This is a genomic window from Escherichia sp. E14S1 (assembly GCF_004211995.1).
Taxonomy (GTDB): domain Bacteria; phylum Pseudomonadota; class Gammaproteobacteria; order Enterobacterales; family Enterobacteriaceae; genus Escherichia.
The window spans coordinates 105,327-117,477 of record NZ_RHJQ01000012.1; the positions used below are offsets into that span (position 1 = coordinate 105,327).

The 12,151-nt window shown below is 48.8% G+C and carries 13 protein-coding genes; 3 read left to right on the forward strand and 10 right to left on the reverse strand.

From position 1 onward, the window contains the following. Positions 1–30: 30 nt before the first annotated feature. A complete protein-coding gene (gene cedA, locus D9734_RS14210) occupies positions 31–294 on the reverse strand; it encodes a cell division activator CedA (protein ID WP_130208300.1) in 264 nt (87 codons plus the stop codon). Between the two features lie 182 nt (positions 295–476). Here cedA and katE point away from each other — a divergent pair, with 182 nt between their 5' ends. Then, the gene (gene katE, locus D9734_RS14215) at positions 477–2,738 is read left to right on the forward strand and encodes a catalase HPII (RefSeq protein WP_130208302.1); all 2,262 of its coding nucleotides are present in this window, start codon (positions 477–479) and stop codon (positions 2,736–2,738) included. Positions 2,739–2,877: 139 nt separating this feature from the next. Here the strand turns inward: katE and chbG are convergent, their stop codons facing one another. The 7 genes from chbG to osmE all read right to left on the reverse strand — a co-directional run bounded on the left by chbG (position 2,878) and on the right by osmE (position 8,773). After that, positions 2,878–3,636 (reverse strand): chitin disaccharide deacetylase, encoded by a 759-nt coding sequence (gene chbG, locus D9734_RS14220; protein WP_130208304.1) that lies wholly within the window; start codon positions 3,634–3,636, stop codon positions 2,878–2,880. A gap of 12 nt (positions 3,637–3,648) precedes the next feature. Beyond that, on the reverse strand, positions 3,649–5,001 hold the full coding sequence (gene celF / locus D9734_RS14225) for a 6-phospho-beta-glucosidase (protein ID WP_130208306.1): 1,353 nt from the start codon (positions 4,999–5,001) through the stop codon (positions 3,649–3,651). A 119-nt stretch (positions 5,002–5,120) separates the two neighbouring features. Beyond that, positions 5,121–5,963 (reverse strand): transcriptional regulator ChbR, encoded by an 843-nt coding sequence (gene chbR / locus D9734_RS14230; RefSeq protein WP_171021378.1) that lies wholly within the window; start codon positions 5,961–5,963, stop codon positions 5,121–5,123. 7 nt (positions 5,964–5,970) lie between these two features. Next, positions 5,971–6,321: a PTS N,N'-diacetylchitobiose transporter subunit IIA gene (chbA, locus tag D9734_RS14235; protein WP_064529165.1), complete on the reverse strand. Its 351-nt coding sequence runs from the start codon at positions 6,319–6,321 to the stop codon at positions 5,971–5,973. A 53-nt stretch (positions 6,322–6,374) separates the two neighbouring features. Then, positions 6,375–7,733, reverse strand: a complete 1,359-nt coding sequence (gene chbC / locus D9734_RS14240; protein ID WP_130208308.1) for a PTS N,N'-diacetylchitobiose transporter subunit IIC — start codon at positions 7,731–7,733, stop codon at positions 6,375–6,377. Positions 7,734–7,814: 81 nt separating this feature from the next. Continuing rightward, on the reverse strand, positions 7,815–8,135 hold the full coding sequence (chbB, locus tag D9734_RS14245; protein WP_000412160.1) for a PTS N,N'-diacetylchitobiose transporter subunit IIB: 321 nt from the start codon (positions 8,133–8,135) through the stop codon (positions 7,815–7,817). Between the two features lie 299 nt (positions 8,136–8,434). Continuing rightward, on the reverse strand, positions 8,435–8,773 hold the full coding sequence (gene osmE / locus D9734_RS14255) for an osmotically-inducible lipoprotein OsmE (protein ID WP_064529167.1): 339 nt from the start codon (positions 8,771–8,773) through the stop codon (positions 8,435–8,437). Between the two features lie 200 nt (positions 8,774–8,973). On the opposite strand from osmE, the gene nadE reads away from it, so the two are divergent. Then, a complete protein-coding gene (gene nadE / locus D9734_RS14260) occupies positions 8,974–9,801 on the forward strand; it encodes an ammonia-dependent NAD(+) synthetase (RefSeq protein ID WP_064529168.1) in 828 nt (275 codons plus the stop codon). Between the two features lie 234 nt (positions 9,802–10,035). Beyond that, the gene (gene cho / locus D9734_RS14265) at positions 10,036–10,923 is read left to right on the forward strand and encodes an excinuclease Cho (RefSeq protein WP_130208310.1); all 888 of its coding nucleotides are present in this window, start codon (positions 10,036–10,038) and stop codon (positions 10,921–10,923) included. On the opposite strand, the gene ves is transcribed toward cho, so the two are convergent. Further along, entirely contained in the window at positions 10,883–11,458 is a 576-nt protein-coding gene (gene ves / locus D9734_RS14270) for an environmental stress-induced protein Ves (RefSeq protein WP_130208312.1), read from the reverse strand. The two genes, cho and ves, sit on opposite strands and share 41 nt — an antisense overlap. A gap of 197 nt (positions 11,459–11,655) precedes the next feature. Beyond that, complete coding sequence (gene spy, locus D9734_RS14275) at positions 11,656–12,141, reverse strand: ATP-independent periplasmic protein-refolding chaperone Spy (protein ID WP_130208314.1); 486 nt, start codon at positions 12,139–12,141, stop codon at positions 11,656–11,658. Positions 12,142–12,151: the final 10 nt, after the last annotated feature.

Sequence of the window (12,151 nt, forward strand, 5' to 3'; positions counted from 1 at the left end):
AAAACGCCTGTCATCCCGACAGGCGTTTTTTTACTCTTCGACCTCATTCTCTTGTCGAATCTGATTCGCCCAGCGCTGGGCCGCCTCCGGCACACTAAACGCCGGTGAGCGCAAGAATGACTCCCCCACCAGAACAAACGCTACATATTTGCCACGTAATATCCAGACATCACGAAACGAATCCATTTTAATCGCATGCTCCGGCGGCGCAGGTTCCGTGCGCGGGACATAGCTAATAATCGGGCGGTTTTGCTGACGTAGCGGTTTCTTCATTACTGGCTTCACTAAACGCATATTAAAAATCAGAAAAAATGTAGTTTAGCCGATTTAGCCCACGTCCGTCCTGCTTTGCGTACATCTTCAAATACTTTCGCCGACACCACCTCCAGAGCGAGACATCCCCGATGGTCTATAGTTAGAGGGTTTTTTGACCAAAAAAGCGGCCCTTTCAGCAATGAAATAAGGAGACGAGTTCAATGTCGCAACATAACGAAAAGACCCCACATCAGCACCAGTCCCCCCTGCACGACTCGAACGAAGCGAAACCAGGAATGGACTCACTGGCACCTGAGGACGGCTCTCATCGCCCAGCGGCTGAACCGACCCCGCCAGGCACGCAGCCGACCGCGCCAGGCAGTCTGAAAGCCCCTGATACGCGTAATGAAAAACTCAATTCCCTGCAAGATGTACGTAAAGGTAGTGAAAATTATGCGCTGACCACCAATCAGGGCGTGCGCATCGCTGACGATCAAAACTCACTGCGTGCCGGTAGCCGTGGTCCAACGCTGCTGGAAGATTTTATTCTGCGCGAGAAGATCACTCACTTTGACCATGAGCGTATCCCGGAGCGTATTGTTCATGCGCGAGGATCTGCGGCTCATGGTTATTTCCAGCCGTATAAAAACTTAAGCGATATTACCAAAGCCGACTTCCTGTCTGACCCGAACAAAATCACCCCAGTATTTGTCCGTTTCTCTACCGTTCAGGGTGGTGCTGGCTCGGCAGATACCGTGCGTGATATCCGCGGTTTTGCCACCAAATTCTATACTGAAGAGGGTATTTTTGACCTTGTCGGCAACAACACGCCGATCTTCTTTATTCAGGATGCGCATAAATTCCCCGATTTTGTTCATGCGGTAAAACCGGAACCGCACTGGGCGATCCCACAGGGAGGTAGCGCCCACGACACATTCTGGGATTATGTTTCCCTGCAACCGGAAACGCTGCATAACGTGATATGGGCGATGTCGGATCGCGGGATCCCGCGCAGCTACCGTACGATGGAAGGTTTCGGCATCCACACTTTCCGCCTGATTAACGCCGAAGGGAAAGCGACGTTTGTGCGTTTCCACTGGAAACCACTGGCAGGTAAAGCCTCGCTGGTATGGGATGAAGCGCAGAAACTCACCGGACGTGACCCGGACTTCCACCGCCGTGAGCTGTGGGAAGCCATTGAAGCAGGCGATTTCCCGGAATACGAACTGGGCTTCCAGTTAATCCCGGAAGAAGACGAATTCAAGTTTGATTTCGACCTTCTTGATCCAACCAAACTTATTCCGGAAGAACTGGTGCCAGTACAGCGCGTCGGCAAAATGGTGCTTAACCGCAACCCGGATAACTTCTTTGCCGAAAACGAACAGGTAGCTTTCCATCCAGGGCATATTGTCCCCGGTCTGGATTTCACCAACGACCCGTTATTGCAGGGGCGTTTGTTCTCTTATACCGATACACAAATTAGTCGTCTTGGTGGGCCCAATTTCCATGAAATTCCGATTAACCGCCCGACCTGCCCTTACCATAATTTCCAGCGTGACGGCATGCACCGCATGGGAATCGACACCAATCCGGCAAACTACGAACCGAACTCGATCAACGACAACTGGCCGCGCGAAACACCGCCGGGGCCGAAACGCGGCGGATTTGAATCATACCAGGAACGTGTAGAAGGCAACAAAGTCCGCGAGCGTAGCCCATCGTTTGGTGAATATTATTCCCATCCGCGTCTGTTCTGGCTAAGCCAGACGCCGTTTGAACAGCGCCACATTATCGACGCTTTCAGCTTTGAATTGAGCAAAGTTGCTCGTCCGTATATTCGTGAACGCGTCGTTGATCAACTGGCACATATCGATCTCACTCTGGCGCAGGCTGTGGCTGAAAATCTCGGTATCGAACTGACTGATGAACAACTGAATATTACCCCACCACCAGACATCAACGGTCTGAAAAATGCCCCAACATTAAGCCTGTATGCCATTCCTGACGGTGATGTCAAAGGCCGTGTGGTAGCGATTTTGCTTAATGATGAAGTGAGATCGGCAGACCTGCTGGCCATTCTCAAGGCGCTGAAAGCCAAAGGCGTTCATGCCAAACTGCTTTATTCACGGATGGGCGAAGTGACCACCGATGACGGCACAGTATTGCCAATTGCTGCTACCTTTGCCGGAGCGCCTTCGCTGACGGTGGATGCGGTCATTGTCCCTTGCGGTAATATTGCGGATATCGCAGACAACGGCGATGCGAACTATTACCTGATGGAAGCCTACAAACACCTTAAACCGATTGCGCTGGCGGGAGAGGCCCGCAAGTTCAAAGCGACAATTAAGGTGGATGACAAAAGTGAAGAAGGGGTTGTGGAAGCCGACAGCGCCGACGGTAGTTTTATGGATGAACTGTTAACGCTAATGGCGGCGCACCGCGTCTGGTCACGTATGCCTAAGATTGACAAAATTCCGGCGTAAATATGGGTGGCGCAATTGCGCCACCTTTGCCTGATGCGCTGCGCTTATCAGGCTTACCGGATGCTCATAATGCTTTGAAATTTCAATATATTGCATGCCGAACAAGGTGTTTACGCCGCATCCGGCAAAACAGCCTTACCTACACATCCAGATAACTACCCAACCGATAACCACGCTCGGCAATGGCATACTTCAACGACGCCGACGTTAACACATCCAGTTCAGCTAACCGTGGGAAACAGTAAGCACTCTGGCGAATTGTATTATCGACAAACGCAGGATGGCACATCACTTCCAGTGAGCGTTCACCGCGATGACTGGAATCATCCAACACTTGCAGGAACAGTGATTCACTGATCTCTTCACCATAGAATGCACTACTGAAGCCCTGTGAACTGCGCAGATTAGCGGGTAAATCACCGTCGTTAAATACTGGCTGGCGATCAATACGCAACGCAATCCCCTCTTCAGCCGCAAACTTCGCCACAATCGGGAAAATCTGCGGGAACATATGCACATGATGATGACTATCAAGATGTGTTGGCTTGCGGCCAAACAATTCAATGAATCGCAGATACTGGCTGGCGAGTTCCTGGGAAATTTCTTCCAGTGGTAAGGCATCATCTTCTGCCAGCTGCCAGATCCATTTCCCCAACACACCTTGCCGGGTCAGCCCAGGCATCTCAGTCAGCGGCTTACCCAGTGTAAGGACAAAGTGCATCCCAACTGCCAGACTCGGCTCATCACGACTTAACCGCACCGCATGGTCGATAGCTTCCCCATTCACCAGCGCCGTCGTTGAGGTGACAATACCATTACGACAGGCCTCGATAATGCCGTAGTTCTGGCCTTTACTTAAGCCAAAGTCATCGGCATTAACAATCAGTAAGCGTTCCATAATCAGCCTCAGTTAATGTGCTTTTTTGAGTTCTGCAATGCAGTCAGCAAAGTTTGGCAACCACTTCTCATGCGCCAGAATCATCTCTCTTGCCAGCAGTTCCGCGTCACGATCGGAATGCACCAGCGGGCTAAGGTTGAGCGCCAGTAACACATCGTTAAATTCACCGCTAAGGGCTGCGTGACTGGCGGCAATCTCAAAACCTTTGATGGTATGAATCAAGCCCATCACTTTGTCATCGAAGTGTGTAATGCGTGGATGTGGCGTCGCGCCATCGCGCCCCAGTGTACAGGTCATTTCTACCGCCCAGTCTGCCGGAATATTATCAATATGCCCATGATGCGGGATATTAACGTAATGTTCCGCTTGCTTGTCGTTGTAGATAGCATTAATCACTTCACACGCCGCATCTGAGTAATATGCCCCGCCGCGCTGTTCCAGTTCTTTCGGCTTAACTTTCAGGTCCGGGTTTTTATACAGGTCAAAGAGTTGTTTCTCGACTTTCTGTACCACCTGTGCACGTGCGCCGCCTTTATAATACTCACCCATTTCAATCGCCAGCATCTCTTTTTGCTTGAAGTAATAAAGCAGATACGAGCACGGCAACAGATTCAGTGAGCGAATTAAGCCTTCGCTAAACGGCAGATCGAAAATATTTTTTACGCCAGACGCTTTTAACTGCCCGGATGCCACACCATCAAGCAATTCGGCAAAGCGAGACTTGCCATTTACCAGAACATCTTTAATAAACACCATGTGGTTCAGCCCGAACAGATCGATAGATAAATCATCGTTCTCATTCAATGCTAAAACATCGCTGATAAACATCTTCATGCCAATCGGAATATTACACACGCCGATAAAGCGTTTAAATCCGGTATGACGATAAACGGCTTCGGTGACCATTCCCGCTGGGTTCGTAAAGTTAATCACCCAGGCATTGGGGCAGAGTTCTTCAACATCTTTGACTATGTCAAAAATCACCGGAATAGTACGCAGACCTTTAAACAGGCCACCTGCACCGTTGGTTTCCTGGCCGAGATAACCATGACTTAACGGAATACGTTCATCGAGTTCGCGTGCTGGTAATTGACCTACGCGCAGCTGGGTGGTGACGAAATCGGCATCTTTCAATGCTTCGCGGCGACCAAGCGTTTTATAAAGCTTCATTGGTACACCAGCGTTATCAATCATCCGCTGGCAGAGATCGAAAATAATATCCAGCTTCGCTTTACCCTCTTCGATGTCCACCAGCCATAATTCACTCACCGGCAATTCGTGATAACGTTTAATAAACCCTTCCAGTAATTCCGGGGTATAGCTGCTCCCGCCACCAATAGTGACGACTTTTAATTTCTGGCTCATAATTTCTCCCTTCATTAGGAAATACTGATATTCGTCGTGCCTGCCGCTAAGTCAGGAATAACCCGGAAACACCAGGTTATACAGAGCAAGCATGTAAATTTAGTGTTCTGATACAATGGCTACTGATTAAATTCAGTCAATTTTTTACGATAGCTATTGGGTGTAAACGAGGTCAATTTCTTAAACGTTTTAATAAACAGACTGGGGCTACTATAACCGGCTTCAAATGCAATATCTGTTACCGAATAGTTGGTCATTTCCAGTTGTTTTTTGGCAAAATTAATGCGAATTTCATTAATAATTTGCATTGGCGTTTTGCCATAATATCGCTGGGTCGCACGCGTCAAATATTCCTGCGATTTCGCCGACAGTATCACCATATTTTCCAACGCATTTTCACTAAACTGCTCTTTATCATGCATCTTTTCAACCGTGCTTTTCAGCCACTGAGGCACATCATCAATTACCTGTTCTTCACGGTAATGACGTAAGCGGTTGATAACATAAAAAGTCACTGTCTCAACAAACTCTTCCAGCCCGGTTTCACGGAAATTCAGTGAAGAGATGACCGTTTCCACATAGGTGAGAAAAGCGCTATTGGTCCGGTATACCTGTGATGCGACAAAGCAATAAGGCAACAACGGCAGATAATGCTGCTCAAAAAAACGTTTGCTGATCCCAACATTTAATATACGCGTGGCGCCAAACTCATAAAAACTTTGATGGTGCGAGCCCAACGGAATAAAGACAAAATCGCCCCGCTCCAGCAACACGCGTTTACCGTTTATCTCCTGGTAATAACGACCAGTTAACACCAGGGTGAATTCATAATAGTCGTGTTGATGCAGCCCACTGATACTCTCAGTTTTGTTGTAGATAAACACATGGAAGTTTTTGCCATTAAACAGTTGTTGTTCACGGGCTGTGGCAATTTCCGGCGCGTTAATCACTGACTGCATCATCAACTCCTTATGCCTTCAATTTTTCATGAAGCTCAATTAATTCGCTAATTAGTTCACGTGCAAGCATTGAGGTCATTAAATGATCCTGAGCGTGGACCAGCACCAGACTCACTTTCATCTTACCTTCGCCCGCATCGCCTTCAATCAGTTTCGTCTGTACCAGATGCGCTTCATTCAACGCCATTCGTGACTGATCCATCATCGCTTTTGCTGCCGCAAAATCGCCCTGCTTTGCCTGTTTCAGCGCCGCATACGCCAGACTGCGCGCCTGCCCGGAGTTGATGATAAGCCCCATCACCACTTCTTCCAGTTCTTCGGCTTCGGTTTGCGTATCCGGGATATTGTCGAGATCCATCATACTCAGTTCCTCACTTTCCTTACCCGGCACAGCGTTACCTGTGCCGATATCGATTAAAATTTCAGCGCGTTAGCAATATCTTCTTCACTCTCTTCTTTATCAATCACGTTTTGTGCTTTGTTAGCCACCACAACAAATGGCAGATAAATCAGCGTGGCGATACCGAGGTTGAAGAGTGCGACCAGTAAGGCGGCGACGCTACCGTTGGTGTTAAAGAAGGCTCCCAGACCGGTTGGCATGGTCCACGGCGCAATGTTGGTCACTGGTGGAATAATGCCCATGTAATATGCCGCCAGGGTAATTGCCGCCAGAATCGGTTGTACCAGCACAAACGGGATAAACATCACCGGGTTCATAATAATCGGCAGACCAAACAGAATCGGTTCGTTAATCTGGAAGATGCCGGACGGCAGAGCCAGTTTTGCCACCTGACGATAATCAGCACGGCGAGAAGCAATAAAGATAGCCAAAATCAGGCCCAGGGTCGCGCCACTACCACCGAGGAAAATAAAGGAGTCCAGCATCGGCTTGGCCCAGATATGGAAGGTCTTACCGGCAGCTAATGCCGCTTCGACGGAACCATATTGCTGGTAGGTCGCAATGTTTTCCAACGCCCACGGCGTCATGATGCCGTTGTCCAGTGCAGTCAGCGCCAGCGCGCCGTGAATACCGAAGAACCACAGCAGTGGAACAAAAATCACATACGCCCAGCCGACCACACTGCCCAACGATGCCAGCGGCGTCGAGATAGTATCCATAATGATCTGATGGAAGTTTGTGCCCCAGGTCGTCAGCGCCCAGGCAATAATCCCCATCACGGAAAGAATAATAAAGCCGGGAATCAATGCAGAGAAAGAACGCGATACCGACGCAGGTACGCTATCGGGCAGTCTAATTACCCAGTTGCGGCGGACAATAAAGGTAAACATTTCTGCCACCACCAGGCCGATAATAATCCCGGAGATGATATTCGCGCCGCCTAACCAATTAGCGCCGACGGCATAAGCCTCGCCGACGCTATAAGGCGTGACGGTCATAAACGCCGCAACGGATAACAATCCCGCTGCCAGCGCATCGACTTTACGCTCTTCTGCCAGCGCCATGCCGATAAAGAACGGTGCCATTAAAGACATAATCCCCAATGTTCCGTTATAAACATTTCCGCCAATACCTTTCAGACCATTGAGTGTTTCAATGGTCGAGGCGTCGAGGCGAATACCTAAGGAATAAAAAAACGACCCCTCCCCAAAGCTAAGGAAAACGTTATTAATTAATACAAACATCGCCCCTGCGAGGGTTAACGGCATTAAGCGAATAAAACCGTTTTTGATTGCATTAACGTGCGGCTGCTTTCCTATTTTAACTGCAAAAGGGAGGAGTACCTTTTCAAGCGATGCAATAACATTACTCATAGAAAAATACCCTTAAAAACCGCAAATTAAATATTGCGGTATAGATTTATGAAATAACTCTTTGACGGGAAAATTTAAAAATTAATTTGCTGCGGCTTTTTTAATTGCTGCAACTGCAGCCTTAAGCACGCCTAAACCATCGACTTTGCCATATAACAGCGAGTCAATTACTTCCACCGGTTTATTGGGTAACAAACGCTGAATTTCGGGCAACATATAAGCAATCTGTGGCCCTAATAAAACGACATCGGCATTCAGCCCTTTTTCACCAGCCAGCGTTTCTGGAAATGCTTCAATAATGACCGGAACTTCATATTTTTCTGCCTGAGCGCGCATTTTTGATACCAGTAAAGAGGTAGACATGCCCGCAGAACAAAACAGATAAATGTGTTTCTTTTCCATAAAACTGCCCTCATCAACGATTATCTGTCAGCCAGACACTCCGCAAGCCTTCACCTGCTTCCATGCTCTGGGTAACTTGCGAAACCAACATGACTTTTTTTGGTGGCTGAAAAGAGTATACGGTATTGACCTGAGCAATAGTATTTCTTTGACTATACAAATTGTCTCTCCTTGACCTGCTGTTATGACCACCTTCACATTTCGGTTAAATAATTCGCGTCAACAAATAAGAACACGCGCATAAAAAAACCGGCACAATGACCGGTTTTCGTTGTGACTCAAGCTTTCAGATGAAGGAATTACTTCGCAGCCTGCGGATCAGTGTCGTATTCGGCACAGGTCTGATAGCCGGTATTGATCACATGCCCGGTATCATCTAACGCGACAAAATAGGTTTCTGCTTTACCATCACGTTGACCCAGAATGTAGGTCTGGCAAGTACCACGAGCATGGATCATGCTCACTTCAGACGAAGGTTTACCCGCAATTTGTGCAACCTGCGCCCGGCTCATGCCTTTTTTGACGTCTTTCACCACAGGCTGTACAAACTGGTCTTTGGTACGATCATACGCCGTACAACCTGCCAGCATGGTTAATACCGCCGCTGCACCCAGAATTCCTGCCATATTCTTGTTCATATTCCGTCCTCTTGTTTATCAGCGTGTTAGATAAGCCTGGAATACATCGGGGGCTTTTTCAAGCCTGAGAGCGAAACGGTTTCGCTTTCAGAGGATTCCTGTATGACGTTTTAACCACCATTCAACCTGCTGTCGCTTGTCGTTTCTGTAGCAACGGGTTAGCTTTAAGGAAGTTTTATTTTTCTGTCTGGAGGGGTTCAATGACATTGCAGCAACAAATAATAAAGGCGCTGGGCGCAAAACCGCAGATTAATGCTGAAGAGGAAATTCGTCGTAGCGTCGATTTTCTGAAAAGCTATCTACAAACCTACCCGTTCATTAAATCACTGGTACTCGGCATTAGCGGTGGTCAGGACTCTACCCTTGCCGGTAAGTTGTGTCAGATGGCAATTAATGAACTGCGCCAGGAAACCGGTAATGAATCACTGCAATTTATCGCCGTGCGCCTGCCCTACGGTGTTCAGGCCGACGAACAAGATTGCCAGGACGCCATTGCCTTTATTCAGCCGGATCGCGTATTAACCGTCAATATCAAGGGCGCGGTACTCGCCAGTGAACAGGCATTGCGGGAAGCGGGTATCGAACTGAGCGATTTTGTGCGTGGCAATGAAAAAGCACGTGAGCGGATGAAAGCGCAATACAGCATTGCGGGTATGACTAATGGCGTCGTAGTTGGCACCGATCATGCGGCAGAAGCCATTACTGGATTCTTCACTAAATATGGTGATGGTGGCACAGACATTAACCCTCTGTATCGTCTGAACAAACGTCAGGGTAAACAGTTACTGGCGGCGTTAGGTTGCCCTGAGCATCTCTATAAGAAGGCCCCAACAGCCGACCTGGAAGATGACCGCCCGTCACTGCCAGATGAAGTCGCGCTCGGCGTAACGTATGAAAATATCGATGACTATCTGGAAGGGAAAAATGTCCCGGAACAGGTCGCCAGAACGATTGAGAACTGGTATCTGAAAACCGAGCATAAACGCCGCCCACCCATTACGGTTTTCGATGATTTCTGGAAAAAATAAACAGTGCTGCCTCCCCGCCTGAGATTGTCGACACCAAATACTTTATTCATGCCGGATGTGGCGTAACCGCCTTATCCGGCCTGCAAAACTTTGCAAATTCAATACATTGCAGGAATCGAGTAGGCCTGATAAGCGTAGCGCATCTGGCAGTTTAAATTTGTCATCGGCCTTGCCTCTTTTTTAATCGCCACCCACCCGCTATACTGGATAAATGACCAGCACTCGGAGTAAACAGTGGTACGGCGTTTAACTTCCCCGCGGCTCGAATTTGAAGCGGCGGCAATTTATGAATATCCCGAACATTTACGTTCATTTCTTACTGACTTACCCACCCGACCCGGTGTGTATCTGTTTCATGGCGAAAGTAACACTATGCCGCTCTATATCGGCAAAAGCGTTAACATCCGCAGCCGCGTCCTTTCCCATTTACGTACCCCGGATGAAGCGGCCATGCTGCGACAATCCCGACGCATTAGCTGGATATGTACCGCGGGCGAAATCGGCGCTCTGCTCCTTGAAGCGCGTCTAATCAAAGAGCAACAGCCTTTGTTTAATAAACGGTTGCGCCGCAATCGTCAGCTCTGCGCCCTGCAACTGAATGAAAAACGCGTAGATGTGGTGTACGCCAAAGACGTGGATTTTTCTACTGCGCCAAACCTGTTTGGCCTGTTTGCCAATCGCCGCTCGGCATTACAGGCATTACAGACAATCGCCGATGAACAAAAGCTCTGTTATGGCCTGCTCGGGCTGGAACCGTTAAGCCGCGGTCGTGCTTGCTTTCGGTCGGCGCTAAAACGTTGCGCCGGAGCGTGCTGCGGAAAAGAGAGCCATGAAGATCATGCTCAACGTCTGCTCCAGTCGCTGGAACGTTTGCGGGTGATCTGCTGGCCGTGGCAAGGTGCGGTTGCGTTGAAAGAACAGCACCCGGAAATGACCCAATACCATATTATTCATAACTGGCTGTGGCTGGGGGCAGTTAATTCGCTGGAAGAGGCGGCAACGTTGATCCGTACGCCTGCCGGATTCGATCACGATGGTTATAAAATTCTTTGTAAACCACTACTTTCCGGTCGCTATGAAATTACTGAACTTGATCCGGTGAATGGCCTGCAAGCCAGTTAATTTCACTGAACAGCAGTTTGCCTTGCGGTTGCAAAAGCCGCAGGGTGTGTTTGCCATCGTACCAGCACGCGCCCTGGTCGGTGGTTAACAATTTTTCGCCCAGTTGCCATGCCCCGCTAATCACAAACACCACCCCGCCGCGTGAGCCAAAAGTGGTGAACGTGCGATCGGCAATTCTGACTTTCGCCTTACAGGCATCCATGCGCGTCATAATGTTGAAATCCATCGACATCTGCCCTTCCGTCAGTTTCGCTTTTACCACCTGGTCCGCCGCAAAAGCAAAAGGCTGTAACGGCTTTAAGGTATGGCTAAAACGGTCTGCGCTTTCAAGAAGCATCTCACCGCCTTCCAGCAGAGTCACACTTCTTTCCATCCCAGGAAATAAAGAAAATTCACCATTGGCCGCAATGGACGCAATGCTGGCACGCCAGTAAAAATCACGTTTCGCAGGGGGAAAACTACAGATCTCACGAGTTTCACCGGCAGCGTTTCGCCACAGGTTCACCGACATTTTACGCATATCAAAGTATTCCATACTCGCTCCGGGCATGCTCTTTTCATTGTTATCGCTCAGGCAACCGTGGATTGTTATCGGCAACTCGTATGATTTACCTTAACGTTTTCGCAAAAATGACAGGCACAGGCGCATAAAAGAAAACCGCCGATCCTGTCCACCGCCTTACTGCAAGGTAGTGGACAAGACCGGCGGTCTTAAGTTTTTTGGCTGAAAGATTATTCAGCAGTTGCAGGCATTTTACCTTTTCCCGCTGGGCGTTCTGTCAGACGCTTCTCAAAATTAGCATTAAATTGCTTTTTCTGCTCCGGCGTCAGGATGTTGTAAATCTTGTTCTGGGTTTCCATATGCGCCAGCATGTTAGCTTTGCGCTGTTCTTCCATTTTAGCAATCTGCGCTTCAGCTTTTGCTTTGTCGAAAGTATCGCTGGCGATGATGTCATGCATTGCGCGGCGTTCTTCCAGCGGCGGACGTTTCATCTGGTCACGCTGGCCTTTCATAATTTCACGAATCTGCTGTTTCTGCGCGTCGGTCAGGTTCAGGTCTTTGAACATCATGTCCTGATGCGGACCGAACTTGCCTTTATGGTGCATCATCGGCTTCGCGTCAGCCGGTGCTGCGGTAGTGGTGTCAGCGGCGTGGGCCAGGTTAGCCGCGCCAAGAGCCAGGGTAGAGGCAACAAACAGTGCAGTTAATTTACGCATATTCTATATC